Source organism: Streptomyces showdoensis (genome assembly GCF_039535475.1).
GTDB lineage: Bacteria > Actinomycetota > Actinomycetes > Streptomycetales > Streptomycetaceae > Streptomyces > Streptomyces showdoensis.
Genome location: NZ_BAAAXG010000026.1, coordinates 2,576,890 through 2,597,029, shown reverse-complemented (window position 1 = coordinate 2,597,029; position 20,140 = coordinate 2,576,890). Strand labels below are relative to the sequence as shown.

Below are 20,140 nucleotides of genomic sequence, written 5' to 3'. Positions count from 1 at the left end.
TGGATCGAGCCGGTGCCACGACAAGGCTAACAAACCACCCCGGCACGCGATTCCCGCGGCGCGAGTTGACCGGAACCGATCGCTCGATCAGTCCCGCAGCAGGTCCGGAACCCCGGCCTCGTCCGGCAGGTCACGGTCGCCCGAGACCACCGTGAGCGCCTGCGTGGAACGGGTGAGCGCCACATAGAGCACCCGCAGCCCGGCCGGCGACTCGTCCGCGATCTCGGCGGGCGAGACCACCACCGTGGCGTCGTACTCCAGGCCCTTCGCCTCCAGGGAGCCGAGCGCCACCACCCGGTCGCCGAGCCCGGCGAGCCAGCGGGCGGCCTCCGCGCGGCGGTCCATCGCGACGACCACGCCGACCGTCCCGTCCACCTGTGCGAGGAGCCGCTCGGCCTCGGACCGCACGGTTTCGGCCAGACCGGCCGCCTCCGTGACCGGTACGAAGCGGGGCTCGATGCCCGTGGAGCGCACCGCGCGCGGGGACTCCTTGCCGGGCATGGCGAGCGCCAGCACCTTGGCGGCGAGCTCGGCGATCTCGGCCGGGTTGCGGTAGTTCACGGTGAGCTCGAAGCGGCGCCGCGGCCGGGTGCCGAGGGCCTCGTCGCGGGCCGCGCCCGCCTCGTCCGGGTCGGACCAGGAGGACTGCGCGGGGTCGCCGACGACCGTCCAGGTGGCGTGCCGGCCGCGGCGGCCGACCATCCGCCACTGCATGGGCGTGAGGTCCTGGGCCTCGTCGACGATGACGTGCGCGTACTCGGTCCGCTCGGCCGCGAGCCGCTCGGCCCGCTCCCGCTGGGTCTCCTCCCGTACCGGCATCAGCTCCTCCAGACCGCTGAGCTGGTCCAGCGGGTCGTACTCGCGCTTCTTGCGCGGCCGGGCCGGGGTGCCGAGGAGCGTGGACAGCTCGTCGAGCAGGGCCACGTCGTGCACCGAGAGCCCGGGGCGGCGCAGCGAGCGGGCGAGCCGGCGCACCTCGCCGGGGTTGAGCACCCGGCGGGCCCAGCGGCCGAGCCGCTTCTCGTCGCCCATGGCGTCGAGGACGCCGCGCGGGGTGAGCTCGGGCCACCAGGCGTCGAGGAAGGCGAGGAAGGAGTCCTCCGTCGACACGTCCTCGTCGAAGGAGGAGCGCAGCTCGGCGGCGAGCTCGGGGTCGCTGTGCCGCCCGGCGGCGCCGGACCTGGCGTACAGCGCGTCGAGCAGCAGCCGACGGGCGCGGGGGCGCAGCAGGTTGACGGGGGCGGTTCCGCCGAGCACGTTGTGGCGGATCCGCCGGAGGTCCTCGGCACCGAGCTCCAGGCGCCGCCCGAAGGCGACGACGCGCAGCAGCGTGGGCGTGCCGGCGGGGGCTTCGGCGGGGGTGTCCTCGGCCTCGTCCAGGGTGGGCTGCGCCTTGGGCGCGGGGGTCTCCAGGGCGCCGCGGGCGGCCTTGCGCAGCACGGCGAGCATCCGGGAGGAGCCCTTGATCCGGGCGACGGCGGGCTCGTCGTAGGCGTCGGCCTCGACGCCGTCGACCAGGCTGCCGAGCGCGCGGATGGCGACCTGCCCCTCCTCGCCCAGCGAGGGCAGGACGCCCTCGGTGTACGAGACGAGCAGCGGGGTCGGCGAGACGATCAGGATGCCGCCCGAGTAGCGGCGCCGGTCCTGGTAGAGCAGGTAGGCGGCGCGGTGCAGGGCGACGGCGGTCTTGCCGGTGCCGGGGCCGCCCTCGACGTACGTGACGGAGGCGGCGGGGGCGCGGATGACCAGGTCCTGCTCGGCCTGGATGGAGGCGACGATGTCCCGCATGGTGTGGCTGCGGGCCTGTCCGAGCGCGGCCATGAGGGCGCCGTCGCCGATGACGGGGAGCTCCCGGCCGTCCAGGGTGGCGGTCAGCTCGGGGCGCATGAGGTCGTCCTCGACGCCGAGGACCCTGCGGCCCTTGGAGCGGATGACCCGGCGGCGCACCACGCGGCCCGGGTCGACCGGGGTGGAGCGGTAGAACGGGGCGGCGGCGGGCGCCCGCCAGTCGATCACGAGCGGGGCGTAGTCGGAGTCGAGGACGCCGATCCGGCCGATGTGCAGGGTCTCGCCGATGTCGGCGTGCTGCCGGCCGCCTTCCGTCCGCACCGCGTCCTCGGCGGGCTCGACGGAGGTGTAGGCCCCGTCGGGGCCCTTCTTCCCGTCCTTGCCGAAGAGGAGGTCGATCCGGCCGAAGAGGAAGTCCTCGAACTCGTTGTTGAGCCGGTTGAGGTGGATGCCGGCCCGGAACACCTGGGCGTCGCGCTCGGCGAGGGCGCCGGGCGTGCCGACCTGGCCCCGCTGGGCGGCGTCGTTCATCAGGAACTCGGCCTCGTGGATCTTCTCCTCGAGGCGGCGGTAGACCTGATCCAGATGTTCCTGTTCGACACCGATCTCACGGTCCCTGACCGTGTCGACGGCTTCCTGCGCGGCCACCGGGGCCCCCTTCTGACGTGCACTGGGCAGCCGTCGAGCGTACGCCACCGGAGGCCGTGTGTCAGGCCTGACGTCCCGGGCGGGGTACGGGGGGCGCGGATCCGCGTGGAGGGGCCGGCCCGGGCGTACGGGGGAGCCGCCCGGGCCGGCCGGAACCGGTGCGGCGCGGGGGAAGCGCCGTCCGGTGGTCCGAGGACGTCCTCGCAGGTCAGCGGGACGCCCCCACAGCATCAACGTTCAACTGTTTATTATCTACGGACCATTTTTCCTAGGAATTGACGCAGGGCGCGAGAAAAGGGGGGAGTCACGTGAACAGGACGGCGCTGCGGGCCCTCCTCCGCGAACGCCGCGAACTGATCGCGCCCGAGGCGCACGGCCTCTCGCGGCCCACCGGCCGCGGCCGGCGCGCCCGCGGCCTCTCCCAGCAGCAGGTCGACGAGCTGACCTGCCGCGCGGTCGACACGTACAACCGGCTGGAGACCGGCCGCTACCTCCACCCGCCCGCCGACTACCTCCGCCAGGTCGCCCGGCTCTTCGGCCTCAACGAGCAGGAGTGGGTCTCGCTCTGCCGGTACGCGGGCATCGGCGACCCGCCCGGGCCGCTCCACCCGACCTCCGGCCTGGAGGTGCCCGGCGTGTGGCAGGAGGCCGTGGACGGCATCAGGCACATGGCGTACATCACCGACGCCTCCTGGAACCTGCTCGCCCACAACCGCCGCTTCGCCGAGATGTACCCGGGCGGGCGGCCCCCGGCCAACACGATGCGCTGGATGCTCCTGGACCACGCGGCCCGGGACACCACCCTGGTCGACTGGCGGACCGTGTGGGCGCCGCTGATCCTGCCCCAGCTGCGGGCCGCGATCGCCGCCCGCGGCGAGGACGCGACGCTGCGCCGGATCGAGGCGGAGGTCCGCGCCGACCCGGACCTCGGGCCGCTGTGGGAGGCGGGCGGCGCCCACATCCACCCGGACGGCGACGAGCGCCCGCTCCACCACGCCCTGCTGGGCCCCGGCCACGTCACGATCTGCGCCGCGCAGCCGCTCACGGCCCCGGGGTCCCGGCTGATCATCATGCTGTTCCGCCCCGGCCTCCAGAAGGCCCACCCCCGGGCCCCGATGCTGCGCGCCGGCACGCCCTAGCGGACGGGGGCGCCGTGGACGCGCGCGTATGCCGCTGCGACGCACGGCCATGTCCTCCGGCCGACTCCTGCCCTTCCATGGGGACATGACGAAGACGGAGCACCAGACGGGCCATCGGACGGACGGCCGGACGCACGGCGGCACGGGGAGGGGGACGGGCACGGGGGGAGCCGCCGGGGCGGTCCTCGGGGCGGCGACGGTGGCGACCGGACTGACGGCCGGCGTGTGGTTCGCGTACGCCTGCTCGGTGATGCCGGCCCTCGCGCGCAGCGACGACCGCGTCTACGTCGAGGTGATGCGGAACATCAACGACGTCATCCAGAACCCGGTCTTCTTCACCCCGTTCTTCGGCGCGCTGCTGCTCACGGCACTGGCCGTCCGGCAGCTGCGGTCCGGCGGCCGGGCCCGCGGCTGGACGGTCGCCGCCCTGGTCCTGTACGTGGCGGTGTTCGCCGTCACGTCGGCCGCGAACGTCCCCCTCAACGACGCCCTCGCGGCCACCGCGGACCCGGCGAGGGCCCGAGCGGCCTTCGAGGGCCCGTGGGTGCTCTGGAACGACGTCCGCGGGGTGCTCACCCTGGCGGGGTTCGGCTGTCTGCTGCGGGCGTGGGCGGTACGGGGCCGGGGCTGACCGGGCGGCCTCGCCGCGGACCGGGGCCGGCGGGCGGCCTCCCGGCAGGTCGTCGGCCGGCGGTCCGGAGTCAACCGGCCGTCTCGTCCCCGTACTTCGTGTCCGCCACCGGGTCCAGCGCCAGCCGGTACCCGCGCTTCACCACCGTCTGGATCAGCTTCGGCGCGCCCAGGGCGGTCCGCAGCCGGGCCATGGCGGTCTCCACGGCGTGCTCGTCGCGTCCGGCGCCCGGCAGGGCCCGCAGCAGGTCCGCGCGGCCGACGACCCAGCCGGGCCGGCGGGCGAGCAGCCCGAGCAGGGCCATCCCGGCCGGCGGCACCGGCCGCAGCGCGCCGTCGACGAGGACGGCGTGGCCGCGGATCTCGACCCGGCGCCCGGCCACCGGCAGCACCCGGGCCCGGGACGGCAGCTCCTGGCAGAGCAGCCCCACCAGGGGGCCGAGCCGGAAGCGTTCGGGCTGGTACGTGTCGATGCCGAGGGCCTGCAGCGGCAGCGCCGTCACCGGCCCCACGCACACCGCCGGCACCTCGCGCCGCAGCGCCGCGACGAGCTCGTCGCGCAGTCCCCGCTCCCCCGCCCGGCGCAGCAGCGAGGCGGCGGCGGGGGCGCTGGTGAAGGTCACGGCGTCCAGCGCGCGGGCGACCACCGCGTCCAGGAGCCGGTCGAGCGGCCCGGTGTCCACGGGCGGCATCCACCGGTAGACCGGCACGACGACGACCTCCGCCCCGCCCTCCTCCAGCGCCTCCACGAACCCGGGCAGCGGCTCGCCGTGCAGCTGGAGCGCGATCCGGCGCCCCGCGACGCCCTCGGCGAGCAGCCGGTCGAGGACCTCGGCCATCGACTCGGAGGACGGCGACCAGGACTCGGTGAGCCCGGCCGCGCGGACCGCGCCCTTCACCTTGGGGCCGCGGGCCAGCAGTTCGACCCCGCGCAGCCGGTCGAGCAGCTGGTCCCCGCAGCCCCAGCCGTCGGCCGCCTCGACCCAGCCGCGGAAGCCGATCGCCGTGGTGGCGACGACGACGTCCGGGGCGTGGCCGATGAGCTCCTCGGTGGCGGCGAGGAGCTCGGTGTCGTCGGCGAGCGGCACGATCCGCAGCGCCGGCCCGTGGACGACGGCCGCCCCGCGGCGGCGCAGCAGCGCGATCAGCTCGTCCGCGCGCCGCGCCGCCGTGACCCCGACGGTGAACCCCGCGAGGGGCCCCTGGCCCTGCCTGCCGCGCTCTTGCTCGTCCATGCCGCCCGAGACTGCCGGGGCCGCGTGACGGTCTCGGTTCGCGCGTATTTCCTGGTCGTTACGGCCGTGCGGGACCACTGTGACTCACACCTCGGCGTATCCGAGCCGGGCGGTCGACGGCTCTGCGACGCCTTCCGCCGTGCCGGTCACCGGCGCCGTGGCGGCGGGCCGGCGAAGGTATACCGCCCAGGTCACCGCCATGCACGCCGCGTAGAAGGCGAGGAAGGCGACGAAGGCCCCGGTGCCGGTGCCGACGGTCAGGAAGGACTGCCGGAAGGCCAGGTTGATGCCGAGGCCGCCGAGTGCGCCGATCGCCCCGATGAGCCCCATGGAGGCCCCGGAGAGCCGCCGCCCGTAGGCCTCGGCCGCCTCGCCGGTGAGGCCCTTGCCGTGCCCCTGGGCCAGGAAGATCGCCGGGATCATCTTGTACGTGGAGCCGTTGCCGAGCCCGCTGAGGGCGAAGAGCCCGATGAAGCCCACGAGGAACACGGTCAGCGACTCGGTCATGGACGCGTGGATCACGACCCCGGTGGCGGCGGCCATCGCGGCGAAGGTGGCCAGGGTGATGCGGGCGCCGCCGTGCCGGTCGGCGAGCGCGCCGCCGAGGGGCCGGACGAGCGAACCGAGCAGGGGGCCGATGAAGGTGAGCGAGGCGGCCTGGAGCGGGGTGCGCCCGAACTGCGTCTGGAGGACCAGGCCGAAGGCGAAGCCGTAGCCGATGAAGGAGCCGAAGGTGCCCACGTAGAGGAAGGCCATGATCCAGGTGTGCCGGGCCGCCACGGCCTCCTTCACGGCGCCGGTGTCGTTCCTGACCGGGGCCAGGTTGTCCATGAAGAGCGCGGCGCACAGGGCGGCGACGACGATCAGCGGCAGGTAGACGCCGAGGACGAGGCGCGGGTGCAGGGCCCCGGCGGTGCCGATGACGAGGAGCCCGACGAGCTGGACGACGGGGACGCCGATGTTGCCGCCGCCCGCGTTCAGGCCGAGCGCCCAGCCCTTCTTCCGCAGCGGGAAGAAGGCGTTGATGTTGGTCATGGACGAGGCGAAGTTGCCGCCGCCGACGCCGGTGAGGGCGGCGACCAGCAGGAAGGTGCCGTACGAGGTGCCCGGCTCCATCACCGCGTAGGCGAGGCCCGTCGGCAGCAGCAGCAACAGGGCGCTGACCACCGTCCAGTTCCGGCCGCCGAAGCGGGCGACGGCGAAGGTGTACGGGATCCGGACGAACGCGCCGACCAGGGTGGCGGTCGCGATCAGGAAGAACTTGCCGGCCGGGTCGACGCCGTACCCCGGTCCCATGAACAGCACCATGACCGACCACAGGCTCCAGACCGAGAAGCCGATGTGCTCCGCCAGCACGGAGAACCACAGGTTCCTGCGGGCGATCCGCTCGCCCCCCTCACGCCAGAAGGTCTCGTCCTCCGGCTCCCAGCGTTCGATCCACCGGCCGCCCATCTCGCACCTCCACGGTGTCGGGCCCCTCGCGCGAGTGCTCGGGTCCCCGTGCGGCTGACGCTAGGAAAGGCGCGTTTCGGCCCGGTGGCGGGAGGTGACGGGTACGGAACCTTGCTCTCACCCGGAGCGCGGGGGTGCTGTGAGCGCCCCCAGGAGCTCCCCGTCCGGCAGCCAGGAGCCGGCCGGGCGCTCGTACCAGCCCTCGGCGGCGGCGAGCTCGGCGGCGGCCCGGCGCAGGGCGTCGAGCCCCGGGTGCCGCAGCCCCCTGCGCCAGACCAGGCTCACGGGGGACAGCGGGACGGGGTCGACGAGGGGCCGCAGCACACAGCCCGGCATCGGCGGGAAATCGACCACGGCGAGGACCGGGGTGGGCGACTTGGCCATGATCCGGCGGAACTCCTCCATCCCGACGACGAGCGGCGCGGGCGGGGCGACCCGCACGCCGTGGCCGGCGAAGAGGCGGGCGGCCAGGTCGGTCCACTCGGGCGTGCGGTCGTTGCCTGCGCCCGCGTAGACGTCCCGGCCGGCCAGCGCGCCGAGCGGGACCTCGGGCAGCGCGGCGAGCGGGTCGCCCTCCGGGAGCAGCACGGCCATCGGCTCGTACCGCACGAACTGCGCCTCCAGGCGGTCCCGCAGGACCGGGTCGAGGCCTCCGTACCGCCCGAAGGAGACGTCGAGCCGCCCGGCGAGGATCTCGCGCGCCGCGCCGGTGAGGCCGCTCTCGTAGCGGGCCATCAGCTCCAGTTCCGGGGCGAGTTCGCGGGCCCGGCGGACGACGTTCTCATGGCCGAGGCCGGCGCTGTTGAGGTCGACGAGGAGCGGACGGGGCCCGCCGCGGAAGGCGTCGGCGAGCTCCTCGTACGCGGTGAGGACGCGGTGCGCGTACGGGAGCAGCCGCTCGCCGTCCGGGGTGAGCGCGACCTGCCGGGTGGTCCGGACGAACAGCTCGGCGCCCAGCTCCCGTTCGAGCCGCCGGATGTCCCGGCTGAGGGCCTGCTGCGCGGTGTACCGGCGGGCGGCGGCGCGGGTGAAGTGGAGTTCCTCCGCGACGGCGACGAAGGAACGGAGAAGCCGGGGGTCGGGGTCGCCGGAGATGCTCACCCCCGCATTCAACAACAGAAGCGCGTGAATGCGGCCCGCATGGGTGTTGGACCGCCAGGGGCATGCCAAAAGAACCTTGATCCATGCCCCCTCCACCGGACCTGATCCTGACCCCCGCGGGCCCCGCCCCGGCCCCCCGCTACACCCGCCACCACTCCCCCGGGGCTCCCGCCCCCGCCCACTCCCCCGGGTCACCCGCCCCCGCCCGGGCTCCGCGCCGCACACCGGGGGCTGCCGCCCCCGTCAACCCCTACCTCCGCCTCTTCACCCTCCCCGGCGCCCGCGCCTTCACCCTGGGCAACCTGCTCGCCCGGCTGCCCATGGGCATGTTCGGCGTCAGCGCCGTCATCCTGATCGCCGAGACCTACGGCTCCTACGCCCTCGCCGGCGCCGTCGGAGCCGCCGGCCTGTTCGCCGGGGCGCTCACCGCGCCCTGGATCGCCCGGCTGGTCGACCGGTACGGCCAGGCGCGGATCGCCGTGCCCGCCACCGTCCACGCGGTCCTCGGCCGGCTCGTCCTGCTGCTCTGCGCCTCCGCCCAGGCCCCGGCCTGGACCCTCTTCGCGACCACCGCGCTCACCGCCACCGCCCCCAACACCGGCGGCATGTCCCGGGCCCGCTGGGCCCACCTTCTCAAGGACGCCCCCGACGCCAAGGCCGCCCTGCACACCGCCAACGCCTTCGAACAGGCCGCCGACGAGCTGTGCTTCATGCTCGGCCCGGTGCTCGCCGCCTTCCTCTGCTCGGCGCTCTTCCCCGGGGCGGGCACCCTGGTCGCCGCCGCCCTCTTCCTCACCGGGGTGCTGCTCTTCGCCGCCCAACGCTCCACCGAACCCCCGGTCGCCCCGCGCACCACGGGCCGCTCCCCGCTGCGCGCCCCCGGCATGCCGGCCCTGCTCGCGGTCTTCCTCGCCACCGGCGCGGTCTTCGGCGCGATGGAGATCGTCACCCTGGCGTACGTGGACGGCCCGGCCGCCGGCCCCGTCCTGGCCCTCCAGGCCGCGGGCTCCTGCGCGGCCGGACTGGCCTACGGCCGCGCCCGCCGCTCGGCCCGCCTCCCCGGCTGCCTCGCGGCGATGGCCGCGCTGATGGCGCTCCCCCTCCTCGCCGCCCTCACCGGCTCGCTGCTCGCCCTCGCGGGAGCACTGCTGCTGGCCGGCCTGACGATCGCCCCGACGATGGTCACCGGCATGACCCTGGTCCAGCGCCTGACCCCGCCGGACCGCCTCAACGAGGGCATGACCCTCGCGGTGACCGCCCTGCTCGGCGGCGTGGCGGCGGGCTCGGCCCTGGGCGGCTGGCTCTCGGAGCACGCCCCGACGACGACCTGCGGCTACCTCGCCCCGGTCACGGCGGCGACCCTGGCCCTGCTGCTGTGCCTGGCGACGGGGGTGGGCCGCCGGGAGCGGGAACGGAAGCGGTGACGGCGCACGACAAAGGCCCGGCAGTCGTCGGAACGACCACCGGGCCTGTGCCCACATGGGATGAGTGGAGATGGCGGGAATCGAACCCGCGTCCAACGGTGCGGAAACAGGGCTTCTCCGTGTGCAGTCTGGTACGAGTTTCTCAGCCCTCCGGATCACCCAGACAAGTCCGGAACGGGCTCAGCCACTGTTTGATTTCCCTCAGGCCCCCGTGACCGGGGCTAGAGGTTTAGATCCCTGAATGACGCCAGGATCCGGGTCGGGACCACCCCCGGGCTGACGCTCCTCACAGAGGCTTCTGCTCGTTACCTAAAATTAGGCAGCGAGGGCGAAGCGGGAGTTATCGCTCTTGGAGTTGGCGATTATTGGTTGCGACATATGGTTTACGAGATCATTGCCGCTTCCTCGACACGCTTCCCCTGCTTCGACATCCGCTGTCGAAACCGATCATCCCCATGTTGATTTTTCAAAGCGCGCACCCTCTCCGAGGTGCAGGCCCCATCGTACGTGACCGGGGGCCGCGGTAGCCAGCGCATTAACCCCGGGTGGCTACACCCGGCTCGCCCGCTGACGCCGCTTCGCCGCCGCGATGGCCCGGTTGGTCTCGCGGGTGTCCTGCTGCTCCCGCAGGGTCTGCCGCTTGTCGTACTCCTTCTTGCCCTTGGCGAGCGCGATCTCGCACTTGACCCGGCTGCCGAGGAAGTACAGCGCGAGGGGCACGACCGTGTGACCCGTCTCGGAGGCCTTCTGCTCCAGCTTGTCGATCTCCTCCCGGTGCAGGAGCAGCTTCCGCTTCCGCTTCGCGGAGTGGTTGGTCCAGCTGCCCTGCATGTACTCGGGCACGTGGATGTTGTACAGCCAGGCCTCGTGGCCCTCGATCTGGACGAAGCCGTCGACGAGCGACGCCCTGCCCATCCGGAGCGACTTCACCTCGGTGCCCATGAGCACCACACCGCACTCGTAGGTGTCGAGGATGTGGTAGTCGTGCCGCGCCTTCTTGTTCTGCGCGATGAGCTTGCGCTCCGGCCCCTTGTCCTGGCTCTTCTTCTTCGCAGGCTTGCCCTGCACGTTGACGAGTCCCTTTGCCATAGTGCGCTCATTTTCGCACTACGAGGCCCCTCCGAGGCCACTCAATACCGTACGGGCCCGCTCCTCGGCCCGATCGCCCACCGCGAGGTCCGGGGTGATGCCCCGGCCGTCCACCGCGTGCCCGGCGGGCGTGCGGTAGTGGCCGACGGTGAGCTCGGCGACCGAGCCGTCGGGCAGCGCGCTCGGCATCTGCACCGATCCCTTGCCGAAGGTGCGGGAGCCGACCGTGACGGCCCGGCCCCGGTCCTGCAGGGCGCCGGTCAGCAGCTCGGCCGCGCTCATCGTGCCGCCGTCGATCAGCGCCACCAGCGGCCGTACGGTGTCGCCGCCGCCCTCCGCGTACACCGCGCGCTGCTCGCCCTCCACGTCGTACGTGGCCACGAGCCCGCCGTCGAGGAAGGCGGAGGCGGCCACCGCGGCCTCGGCGAGCAGCCCGCCGGCGTTGCCGCGCAGGTCGAGCAGGACCCCCGCGCCGGAGGGCGCGGTCCGGACGGCCGAGCGGACCCGCTCCCCGGTCCCCTTGGTGAAGGCGGCCACCCTGATCAGCACGGTGCCGTCGTCGAGCCGGCGGACGGTGACGGGGTCGGTGGTGAGCCGGGCCCGGCGCAGGGTCTGCGTCCAGGAGGCCCGGCCGCGCTCGACGCCGAGGGCGACGGAGGAGCCGGAGACGCCGCCGCCGCGCAGCAGCGAGACGACCTCGGAGACGGACAGCCCGGCGACCGGGCGCCCGTCGACGGCGGTGAGCCGGTCGCCGGGGCGCAGCCCGGCCCGGTCCGCGGGGCCGCCGCCCTGGATCCGGCTGATCTCGACCCGGTCCCCGGCCGCCCTGCGGGCGGAGAGCCCGACGCCCGTGTACGCGCCGTCGAGGGCCTGCTCGAACTCGGCGTACTCCCGCTTGTCGTACACCGCGCCCCAGCGGTCGCCGCTGCGGCTGACGAACTCCTCGGCGGCCTTCTTGCCGGACTTGCCGTCGGCGACGGCCTCGGCGGCGGCGCGGGCGAGCGCGGCCCGGTCGACGGTCGCCCGGGTCGCCGCGGGCACGGGTGCGAGCTCGCGGGCCTGCTCCCGGCGGGGCAGCGAGCCGGTGGCCGCCGCCGTGCCGAGCACTCCGGCGAAGACCAACGTCAGAGCGGCCCCACGGAGGACTCCGCGGGGCCGTCGACAGAACTCGGGGCCGGCACCGGCACGCATGTCGCCCACTCTAGGACAAGCGAATGGCGCCGTACGGCTGTTGGCCGGACGACGCCATGGGCTCACCCCGAGTGGACTGTCACACCTTCAGGTACTTGCGCAACGCGATGAAGGCGGCAAGGGCGGGCATCAGCAGGCCTACCGCGATGACCAGCGGCAGCTTGGAGAGCACCGCGTCCCATCCGATGAAGTTGACCAGCGCCATCTTGTCGGCGAGCGCGAGGCCGTGGTCGATGAGGAAGTAGCGCCCCACCAGCAGCATCACCGAGGCGACGGCGCCGCCGAGGAGACCGGCGAAGGCGGCCTCCATGATGAACGGCATCTGGATGTAGAAGTTGGTGGCGCCGACCAGCCGCATGATGCCGGTCTCGCGCCGCCGGCTGAAGGCGGAGACGCGCACCGTGTTGACGATCAGGATCAGCGCGATGACCAGCATCAGCGCCATCACGTACAGGGCGACGACGTTCATGCCGTTCATCAGGTCGAAGAGGTTCTGCAGGATGCCGCGCTGGTCCTGGACGGACTCGACGCCGTCCCGTCCGGCGAAGGCGGTCGCGACGACCTTGTACTTCTCCGGGTCCTTCAGCTTGACCCGGAAGGACTCCTGCATCTGGTCCGGGGTCACGACCGAGGCGATGGCCGTGTCGCCGTACTGCTCCTTGTAGTGCTTGTAGGCCTCGTCGGCGGACTCGCGGTGGACCGTCTCGACGATGTCCATCTTCTTCAGATCGGCCTCGATCTGCTCCTTCTGCTGCGCGGTGACCGCGCCCTTGGCGCACTTGGGCGAGGTGGCCCCGTCGCTCTTGTTGCAGAGGAAGATGGAGACGTTGACCTTGTCGTACCAGTAGTCCTTCATCGTGCTGACCTGCTCGCGCATGAGCAGCGCACCGCCGAACAGGGCGAGCGAGAGGGCCACGGAGACGACGACGGCGAAGGTCATCGTCAGGTTGCGCCGGAGACCGACCATGATCTCCGAGAACACGAACTGAGCGCGCATGTGTCTGTTTCCCCTACCGGCTCAGTGCTGATATCCGTAGACGCCGCGTGCCTGGTCGCGGACGAGACGGCCCTTCTCCAGCTCGATGACGCGCTTGCGCATCTGGTCGACGATGTTCTGGTCGTGGGTCGCCATGACGACGGTGGTCCCTGTCCTGTTGATCCGGTCGAGCAGCTTCATGATGCCGACGGAGGTCTGCGGGTCGAGGTTTCCGGTGGGCTCGTCGGCGATCAGGAGCATCGGCCGGTTGACGAAGGCCCGCGCGATGGCGACGCGCTGCTGCTCACCGCCGGACAGCTCGCCCGGCATGCGGTCCTCCTTCCCGCCGAGACCGACCAGGTCGAGCACCTGGGGGACGGCCTTGCGGATCTCGCCGCGCGGCTTGCCGATGACCTCCTGGGCGAAGGCCACGTTCTCGGCGACGGTCTTGTTCGGCAGCAGCCGGAAGTCCTGGAAGACCGTCCCCAGCTGGCGCCGCATGTGCGGCACCTTCCAGTTGGACAGCCGGGCGAGGTCCTTGCCCAGGACGTGCACCTGACCTTGGCTGGTGCGCTCCTCGCGCAGGATCAGCCGCAGGAAGGTCGACTTTCCGGAGCCGGAGGAACCGACGAGGAAGACGAACTCCCCCTTCTCGATCTCCAGGGATACATCCCGGAGCGCGGGGCGGTTCTGCTTCGGATAGGACTTGGAGACATTGTCGAATCGGATCACGGATGCACCACGGTCGGCCGGGAGTAGGTGTGCGTGACCATACGCGAACGGGGATGGCCCGCGCAGTCGCGGTCCGGACTTGTGTGCTTTATCCTTTTCGCCCCCGGGTACGCGATCCCGCGGGGCGCGCCGAAAACCGCCGGAGCTGGCACAGTGGTAGGGGAACGCCCGGAACGCCCGGACCGTTCTTCTTGGTGAGGCCGTGAGGACCGCAAGGCTCGTAGGGATCGCAAGGATCCCGCGCGGGAGGAGGAGAGCGCATGACGTATGACCGACTGGTGTGCGCCAACTGCGCGGCCCCCGTCGCGGAGGGCCGCTGCCCCGTCTGCCGCGCGAACCGAGAGCGCCTGCCCCAGCCGGCGGGCCTGACCCCGGCGATGCTGCTGACCCTGGTGCTCGCCCTGGTGGCGACGATGGCGCTGCTGGCGGCGCTGCGCGGGGCCTAGGGGGCCGCACGCGAGCCGGAGAGCACGCAGAGGAAAGGGCCGGGGGTACGAGACCCCCGGCCCTTTCTCATGCGCTCACGCGCCTACGCACGCCTTCAGACGGCGGCGCGGTTGCCGCCCACGAGACGCGGCAGCATACGGAAGCCGATGCCACCGGCGATCATGGTCGCGGCACCGATCAGCAGGAACGAGGTCTCGGCGGCGCCGGTCTCGGCCAGCTCCTCCTTGACCTTGCCCTGCTCGACGGGCTGCGAGCCGGCGTTGTTGGTGCCCGGGTTGTTGTCCACGCACTCGGCGCCGTCGAGGTCGACGGTGCAGGTGCCGGTGCCACCGTCGGTGGAGGAACCACCGGTCGTGGAGGAGCCGCCCGTGGTGGAGGAACCACCGGTGGAGCCGGAGGTGCCGCTGCCGCCGGTGGTCTCGGAACCGCCGGAGGACGAGCCGCCGGTGGAGCCGGAGGTGCCGGACGTGCCGCTGCCGCCGGTGGTCTGGGACCCGCCGGTGGAGGAGCCACCGGTCGTCTCGGTGCCACCGGTCGAGGAACCGCCCGTGGTCTCGGTGCCGCCGGTCGAGGAACCGCCGGTCGTCTCCGTGCCACCGGTGGACGAGCCACCCGTGGTCTCCGTGCCACCGGTCGAGGAACCGCCCGTGGTCTCCGTGCCACCGGTGGACGAGCCACCCGTGGTCTCCGTGCCACCGGTCGAGGAACCGCCCGTGGTCTCCGTGCCACCGGTGGACGAGCCACCGGTCGTCTCCGTACCGCCGGTCGAGGAACCGCCGGTCGTCTCCGTGCCACCGGTGGACGAGCCACCCGTGGTCTCGGTGCCACCGGTCGAGCTACCGCCGGACTGGCCGCCCGACTGGCAGAGCGTCGGGTCGATCTCGCAAGGGTCCTCGCTGTTGACCCCGGCGCTGAAGCCGATTTCCACGCCGACGGCCTGAGCGGCACCGGCGGCGGTGAGCGAGGCTCCGGCGGCGATGACCGCTCCGGCCGCTATCCGCGCGACACGAACCCGCGTCTTCTTCGTCATCTGGCTGCTACCCCCAGTAGCTCAATCGTCTGTAGAGCTGCGCTCGGGGCTCGGACGCTGGGCGGTCACCGTTGCTCACTGGACCCGCCCCCGTTCACACGCGCCCCAGTTACACGCATGCCGCCTGCCACCCTTCCGAGTTTCCGATGGCCAGTCAAGGTCGTTGCGCGTGTGATGCCCGAAAGATCACCAGTTGCCCCGCATGCGGCGATGCAACTGTGACGTAAACCCGGAACTCCCGCCTCCTGCACGCCCATTGCCATGTCGACAAAGCGTCAGACGAGCCTTTCCTCCGCTTGCTCCCGCAAAAGCGTCGGGCCCACTCCCCCGTGGGGAATGGGCCCGACACCGGAAGACGGAAGGCGACTAGCTCGCCTGCTCCTGCTGCTTGCGCCAGCGGATGCCCGCCTCCAGGAAGCCGTCGATCTCGCCGTCCAGGACGGACTGCGGGTTGCCGACCTCGAACTCCGTGCGGAGGTCCTTGACCATCTGGTACGGGTGGAGGACGTAGGAGCGCATCTGGTTGCCCCAGGAGCTGCCGCTGTCCTTGAGCGCGTCCATCTTGGCGCGCTCCTCCTGGCGCTGGCGCTCCAGGAGCTTGGCCTGGAGGACGTTCATGGCGCTCGCCTTGTTCTGGATCTGGGAGCGCTCGTTCTGGCAGGAGACCACGATGCCGGTCGGGATGTGCGTGATGCGCACCGCCGAGTCGGTCGTGTTGACGCCCTGGCCGCCGGGGCCGGAGGCGCGGTAGACGTCGACGCGGAGGTCCGAGTCCTCGATCTCGACGTGGTCGGAGGACTCCACGACCGGGAGGATCTCGACGCCGGCGAAGGAGGTCTGGCGCCGGCCCTGGTTATCGAAGGGCGAGATGCGCACCAGGCGGTGGGTGCCCTGCTCGACGGAGAGGGTGCCGTAGGCGTACGGGGCCTTCACGACGAAGGTGGTCGACTTGATGCCGGCCTCTTCCGCGTACGAGGTCTCGTAGATCTCCGTGGAGTAGCCGTGGCGCTCGGCCCAGCGCAGGTACATGCGCTGGAGGCGCTCGGCGAAGTCGGAGGCGTCGACGCCGCCGGCCTCGGCGCGGATGTTGACCAGCGCCTCGCGCTCGTCGTACTCGCCGGAGAGGAGGGTGCGGACCTCCATCTCGTCGAGCGCCTTGCGGACGGCCGTCAGCTCGGCCTCGGCCTCGGCCCGGGTGTCCGGGTCGTCCATCTCCTCGGCGAGCTCGAAGAGCACCCCGAGGTCGTCGATGCGGCCGCGCAGCGCCTCGGCCTTGCGCACCTCGGCCTGGAGGTGCGACAGCTTGCTGGTGATCTTCTGCGCCGCCTCCGGGTCGTCCCACAGGGACGGGGCCGCGGCCTGCTCTTCGAGCACGGCGATGTCTGCCCTCAACTTCTCGAGGTCCAGAACGGCCTCGATCGACCCCATGGTCGAGGAGAGGGACTTCAGCTCTTCGGATACATCGACGACTGCCACGCGTCCAGCGTAACGGCTCCGGGCCGAGACCTGGACCCGTGTTCCGCCCGTGGCCCCGCCACGGCCGCCTACGGCCGGGTCGACTGCTTCGAGTCCTGGGGCGGGGCGTCCGTGCCGCCGGAGTCGCCCGACACCGCCAGGTAGCCGCCCGCCCCCAGCGCGCCCGCGAGGACGACCGCGGCGACCGTGAGCGTGATCCGGCGCTTGCGGACCGTCCCGGCCTTGTGGCGGGCCGATCCGGGCCTCCGGGCGCTCGCCGAGCGGGGGGCGCGGGCGGTGCCCAGCGGGCCGCCGGAGAGCTCGTCGGGGCCGGGGACCCGCATGGAGGTGTGGGTGTCCCGGTTGGAGTCGGTCGAGGCGCCGGGGACGAGGGGGACGGCGGCCCGGCGCGGGGCGGGCTCGCCCGTACCGGTCGGGAAGGGGTCCTCCTCGTACGCGGGCTCCGCCGTCGGGTCCGCGTCCGGCTCGTCCACGTCGAGCGGCGGGATGCCCTTGAGCAGCGGCAGCACGTCCCGCAGCCGGGTGCCCAGCTCCGAGGCGCGCAGCCGGGAGGCGGGGGCCTTGGCGAGGCACTGGACGAGGAGCTGCCAGAGCTCCTCGGGGATGCCGGGGAGCGGGACGACGGTCTCGGTGACGTGGCGGCGCAGTACGGCGCCGGGGTGGCCGCCGCCGAACGGGGTGAAGCCGGCGAGCAGCTCGTACAGGACGGTCGCGAGGGCGTAGATGTCGACGGCGGCGCGCGGCGGCAGGCCCTCGACGATCTCCGGGGCGAGGTAGTCGGGGGTGCCGATGATGCGGGTGGCCTTGGTGCGGCCCGGGGTGTCGATCAGCTTGGCGACGCCGAAGTCGGTGAGCAGCGCGGGGTGGGCGCCGCCGGGGCCGAGCGGGCCCTCCATGTCGAGCAGGATGTTCTCGGGCTTGACGTCCCGGTGGACGACCCCGGCCTTGTGCGCGGCGGCGAGGCCGTCGGCGACGTCGGCGATGATCGCGACGGCCGCCTCGGGGGCGAGCCGGCGTTCCCGGTCGAGGCGGGTGCGCAGGTCGGTGCCGCGGACGAGGTCCATGACCAGCGCGAGGTCGTTGCCGTCGACGACGAGGTCGCGGACGGAGACGACGTGCGGGTGGTCGAGCCCGAGCAGGGCGGTGCGCTCCTGGACGAAGCGGCCGACGAGCTCCTGGTCGGAGGCGAGGTCCTCGCGCAGCAGCTTGATGGCGACGGGGCCCTCGGGGCCCTCGCCGAGCCACACCGTGCCGGCGCTGCCCCGCCCGAGGATCTGGTGGGCCGTGTAGCGGCTGCCGATATTCCGTGCCAAGACTGCTCCCTCAGCGGCTGCGGTTCGCGTCAAAGTTACGCGGCCGAGGGCGCCCACCGGCACTTCCGAGGGGAAATCACCCCTCGGAAGTCGACAAAGAGACAGCATTGGCGTCCACGGACGCCTCCGTCCGGCCCTCGTCCGGCCCCTTTACTGCCCCGTACCGCCGGTAGTACCGCCGGTAGCACCGCCGCCCGTGGAATCGCCGATCGAGGAGACCCAGTCGGAGATCGAGGTGATCGCGTCGCCGATCGCCTGCCAGTAGCCCTTGCCCTGGGCGACCCAGTCCTGGAGCGGGGTGAGCTCCCAGATCAGCCAGCCCGCGACGATGAACAGCACGATCGTGAACAGGCAGCCCTTGAGGCAGCCGAGCCCCGGGATCCGCATCGGGTTGGCGCTGCGCGGGCGCGGCGGGCGCGGCTCGCGCGGCGCCGGGGCGGGCGGCTGGGACTGCGGCGGCGGCTGCGGCGGCACGTACTGCTGCTGGGGCGGCTGCGGCGCATACTGCTGCCGCTGGGGCGGCTGGGGCGCGTACGGCTGGGGCTGCTGCTGGTACTGCTGCGGCTGCGGCGGGCGCTGCGGCTGCTGGTACTGCGGAGGCTGCGGGGGCCGCTGCTGGTACTGCTGCGGCCGGCCCTGCTGACCGTGCCCGTACCCCTGCTGCCCCGGCCCCTGGGGCCGGTCCTGGGGCTGCTGCCCCTGGTACTGCTGCGGCTGGCGCTGCGGGCGGCGGCGGAGCGGGTCCTCGCTCGGGTCCAGGTACTGCACCTGGGTCTGCTCGTTGCGGTCGCGGACCGCGCGCAGCTGGCTCTCCCAGGGGTGCGGCTCGTCGCCCTGCGGCGCGGCCTGCGGAGGCTGCGAGGGTACGGGGGGCAGGACGGCGGTCGGGTCGGCGGCGCCGGTCGCCGGGAGCACCGCCGTCGGGTCCGCCGCGCCGGCCGGACCGCCGGTCGGCATCACGCTGGTCGGCGCCGCCGGGTCGTACTGCGCGGCGCCGCCGGGCAGCACCTGGGTCGCGCCGGCCGGGTCGACGCCCGGGGTCTGCGGGACGGGCGCCGGGGCCGGGTCGGGGGCGAGCAGGGCGCCCACGCCGTCCGCGGCCTCGATCTGGGCCGGGGTGGCGTGCACGCCGATGCCGGCGGCGACCGTGCGCAGGCCGCGGGCCAGGTTCTCGGCGCTGGGCCGCCGGTCCGGGTCCTTGCTCAGGCAGCGCTCTATCACCGTCCACAGCGGCCCGGGCACGGTCGAGGGACGGCGCGGCTCCTCGCTCAGGTGCCGGTGCAGCACCTCCAGGGCCGTGCCGCCGGCGAACGGCGGGCGGCCGGTGACCAGCTCGTACAGCAGGATGCCGGCGCCGTAGATGTCGACCGCGGAGGTCTGCGGGCGGCCCTCGGCGGACTCGGGCGCGACGTACGCGGGCGTGCCGACGAACTCGTGGGTGCGGGTCAGGCCCGGGGAGTCGGCGAGCCGCGCGATGCCGAAGTCGGTCAGCATCGGGAACATGGCGCCGTCCCGCTCGGCGAGCAGCACGTTGGCGGGCTTGAGGTCGCGGTGGACCACGCCGTCGGCGTGGCTCGCGGCGAGCGCGTCGGCGATCTGCGCGGTCAGCAGCGCGGCGCCGACCGGGGTGAGCGGACCGTTCTCGCGGATGTAGCGGTGCAGGTCGGGGCCCTCGACGAGGTCCATGACCAGGGCGAGGACGTCGCCCTCCACGACGAGGTCGCGAGTGCGCACGATGTTGGGGTGGGTCAGCCGGAGCAGCACGGACCGCTCGCGCAGGAAGCGCATCACGATGTCCGCGTCGTTGGCGAGCTCCTCCTTGAGGACCTTGATCGCGACGGTCTCGCCGGGCTGGCCGGGCACGGCCGCCTCGGCGCCGGCCGCCTCACGCTGGCGGGCTCGCCAGACGGTGCCCGTGGCGCCGCGGCCGAGCGGCTCCTCGAGCAGGTACTTGCTGCCGATAGGCCGCACGTCACGCGCTCCCTGCTGATCGTGGTCCTGGGGGGTCTCAGGTGGGTCTGTGGAGTGTCCCCGGGGTTCCTGTGTGTTCTGTGACCCGTCCGGGTGTCCGACCCACTTTAGTGCCGCCGAACGGGTCATCGACCGTGCACGGGCGGGCGCATTCCGGTGGGTTCGCCACCGGGGACGCGCGCAGGACACGGGGTCCGGCCCGCGACGGGCGACGGTCCGGACCGCGGCGCGGACCGCCCCGGACCGCCCCGGGAGCGTCCCGGAGTCGCCCCGGAGTCGTCCCGGACCTGTCCGGACCGCCCCGGAGTCGTCCCGGGATCGCCCCGGACCTGTCCGGAAGAGAGACGCCCGGTGGGCGGCCGAGGTTGCCGGAAGCGACGCGAGACATACGCAACCAGGCGTTTTCGCGTCGTCCGACGATCGAACAAGATCACTTCTGGACGACCCGTGGGCGGGTTGTCAGCGGTAGGTGCGAGGATGCCTACAGCACGTCGTGTC

Annotated in this window: 16 protein-coding genes and 1 other RNA gene; 4 read left to right on the top strand and 13 right to left on the bottom strand. The window is 73.1% G+C overall.

The genetic code is table 11. The features are described from left to right. Positions 1-87: 87 nt before the first annotated feature. On the bottom strand, positions 88-2,436 hold the full coding sequence (locus ABD981_RS24810) for a HelD family protein (RefSeq protein WP_123955122.1): 2,349 nt from the start codon (positions 2,434-2,436) through the stop codon (positions 88-90). 308 nt (positions 2,437-2,744) lie between these two features. Between ABD981_RS24810 and ABD981_RS24805 the strand changes: the two genes are divergently transcribed. Together ABD981_RS24805 and ABD981_RS24800 are read left to right on the top strand one after the other, a co-directional pair. Further along, on the top strand, positions 2,745-3,575 hold the full coding sequence (locus ABD981_RS24805) for an MmyB family transcriptional regulator (protein WP_046911452.1): 831 nt from the start codon (positions 2,745-2,747) through the stop codon (positions 3,573-3,575). Positions 3,576-3,660: 85 nt separating this feature from the next. Continuing rightward, positions 3,661-4,206, top strand: a complete 546-nt coding sequence (locus ABD981_RS24800; RefSeq protein ID WP_123955125.1) for an anthrone oxygenase family protein — start codon at positions 3,661-3,663, stop codon at positions 4,204-4,206. A gap of 70 nt (positions 4,207-4,276) precedes the next feature. Here the strand turns inward: ABD981_RS24800 and ABD981_RS24795 are convergent, their stop codons facing one another. From ABD981_RS24795 to ABD981_RS24785, 3 genes are all read right to left on the bottom strand, one after another. Continuing rightward, on the bottom strand, positions 4,277-5,440 hold the full coding sequence (locus ABD981_RS24795; RefSeq protein ID WP_046911453.1) for a uroporphyrinogen-III synthase: 1,164 nt from the start codon (positions 5,438-5,440) through the stop codon (positions 4,277-4,279). A gap of 84 nt (positions 5,441-5,524) precedes the next feature. Then, the gene (locus tag ABD981_RS24790) at positions 5,525-6,892 is read right to left on the bottom strand and encodes a nitrate/nitrite transporter (RefSeq protein WP_046911454.1); all 1,368 of its coding nucleotides are present in this window, start codon (positions 6,890-6,892) and stop codon (positions 5,525-5,527) included. 117 nt (positions 6,893-7,009) lie between these two features. Beyond that, a complete protein-coding gene (locus tag ABD981_RS24785) occupies positions 7,010-7,987 on the bottom strand; it encodes a LysR family transcriptional regulator (protein WP_123955126.1) in 978 nt (325 codons plus the stop codon). Between the two features lie 89 nt (positions 7,988-8,076). Between ABD981_RS24785 and ABD981_RS24780 the strand changes: the two genes are divergently transcribed. Next, the gene (locus ABD981_RS24780; protein WP_345530382.1) at positions 8,077-9,417 is read left to right on the top strand and encodes an MFS transporter; all 1,341 of its coding nucleotides are present in this window, start codon (positions 8,077-8,079) and stop codon (positions 9,415-9,417) included. A 62-nt stretch (positions 9,418-9,479) separates the two neighbouring features. Here the strand turns inward: ABD981_RS24780 and ssrA are convergent. From ssrA to ftsE, 5 genes are all read right to left on the bottom strand, one after another. Further along, positions 9,480-9,872, bottom strand: a transfer-messenger RNA (tmRNA) gene (ssrA, locus tag ABD981_RS24775). 94 nt (positions 9,873-9,966) lie between these two features. Further along, positions 9,967-10,506, bottom strand: coding sequence for an SsrA-binding protein SmpB (gene smpB / locus ABD981_RS24770; protein ID WP_046910801.1), 540 nt, complete (start codon positions 10,504-10,506; stop codon positions 9,967-9,969). Positions 10,507-10,524: 18 nt separating this feature from the next. Then, positions 10,525-11,697: a S41 family peptidase gene (locus ABD981_RS24765; RefSeq protein WP_046910800.1), complete on the bottom strand. Its 1,173-nt coding sequence runs from the start codon at positions 11,695-11,697 to the stop codon at positions 10,525-10,527. A 79-nt stretch (positions 11,698-11,776) separates the two neighbouring features. Beyond that, a complete protein-coding gene (ftsX, locus tag ABD981_RS24760) occupies positions 11,777-12,694 on the bottom strand; it encodes a permease-like cell division protein FtsX (RefSeq protein WP_046910799.1) in 918 nt (305 codons plus the stop codon). A 21-nt stretch (positions 12,695-12,715) separates the two neighbouring features. Next, positions 12,716-13,405 carry a cell division ATP-binding protein FtsE gene (ftsE, locus tag ABD981_RS24755; protein WP_046910798.1) on the bottom strand — a complete coding sequence of 230 codons (690 nt, stop codon included), beginning with the start codon at positions 13,403-13,405 and terminating at the stop codon, positions 12,716-12,718. A gap of 260 nt (positions 13,406-13,665) precedes the next feature. Between ftsE and ABD981_RS24750 the strand changes: the two genes are divergently transcribed. Beyond that, on the top strand, positions 13,666-13,851 hold the full coding sequence (locus ABD981_RS24750) for a hypothetical protein (RefSeq protein WP_046910797.1): 186 nt from the start codon (positions 13,666-13,668) through the stop codon (positions 13,849-13,851). A 95-nt stretch (positions 13,852-13,946) separates the two neighbouring features. Here ABD981_RS24750 and ABD981_RS24745 read toward each other — a convergent pair whose 3' ends face one another. The 4 genes from ABD981_RS24745 to ABD981_RS24730 all read right to left on the bottom strand — a co-directional run bounded on the left by ABD981_RS24745 (position 13,947) and on the right by ABD981_RS24730 (position 19,642). Then, entirely contained in the window at positions 13,947-14,882 is a 936-nt protein-coding gene (locus tag ABD981_RS24745) for an LPXTG cell wall anchor domain-containing protein (RefSeq protein ID WP_046910796.1), read from the bottom strand. A 366-nt stretch (positions 14,883-15,248) separates the two neighbouring features. Continuing rightward, positions 15,249-16,358, bottom strand: coding sequence for a peptide chain release factor 2 (gene prfB / locus ABD981_RS24740; RefSeq protein ID WP_046910795.1), 1,110 nt, complete (start codon positions 16,356-16,358; stop codon positions 15,249-15,251). Positions 16,359-16,426: 68 nt separating this feature from the next. Beyond that, entirely contained in the window at positions 16,427-17,671 is a 1,245-nt protein-coding gene (locus tag ABD981_RS24735; protein WP_046910794.1) for a serine/threonine-protein kinase, read from the bottom strand. 150 nt (positions 17,672-17,821) lie between these two features. After that, the gene (locus tag ABD981_RS24730; protein ID WP_046910793.1) at positions 17,822-19,642 is read right to left on the bottom strand and encodes a serine/threonine-protein kinase; all 1,821 of its coding nucleotides are present in this window, start codon (positions 19,640-19,642) and stop codon (positions 17,822-17,824) included. Positions 19,643-20,140: the final 498 nt, after the last annotated feature.

What these genes read in the sequence shown, in the direction of transcription:
- ABD981_RS24795 (WP_046911453.1), bottom strand. Translation starts at nt 5,440, where the DNA reads ATGGACGAGCAAGAGCGCGGCAGGCAGGGCCAGGGGCCCCTCGCGGGG.
- ABD981_RS24765 (WP_046910800.1), bottom strand. Translation starts at nt 11,697, where the DNA reads ATGCGTGCCGGTGCCGGCCCCGAGTTCTGTCGACGGCCCCGCGGAGTC.
- ABD981_RS24800 (WP_123955125.1), top strand. Translation starts at nt 3,661, where the DNA reads ATGACGAAGACGGAGCACCAGACGGGCCATCGGACGGACGGCCGGACG.
- smpB (WP_046910801.1), bottom strand. Translation starts at nt 10,506, where the DNA reads ATGGCAAAGGGACTCGTCAACGTGCAGGGCAAGCCTGCGAAGAAGAAG.
- ftsX (WP_046910799.1), bottom strand. Translation starts at nt 12,694, where the DNA reads ATGCGCGCTCAGTTCGTGTTCTCGGAGATCATGGTCGGTCTCCGGCGC.
- ABD981_RS24750 (WP_046910797.1), top strand. Translation starts at nt 13,666, where the DNA reads ATGACGTATGACCGACTGGTGTGCGCCAACTGCGCGGCCCCCGTCGCG.
- ABD981_RS24745 (WP_046910796.1), bottom strand. Translation starts at nt 14,882, where the DNA reads ATGACGAAGAAGACGCGGGTTCGTGTCGCGCGGATAGCGGCCGGAGCG.
- ABD981_RS24790 (WP_046911454.1), bottom strand. Translation starts at nt 6,892, where the DNA reads ATGGGCGGCCGGTGGATCGAACGCTGGGAGCCGGAGGACGAGACCTTC.
- ABD981_RS24780 (WP_345530382.1), top strand. Translation starts at nt 8,077, where the DNA reads ATGCCCCCTCCACCGGACCTGATCCTGACCCCCGCGGGCCCCGCCCCG.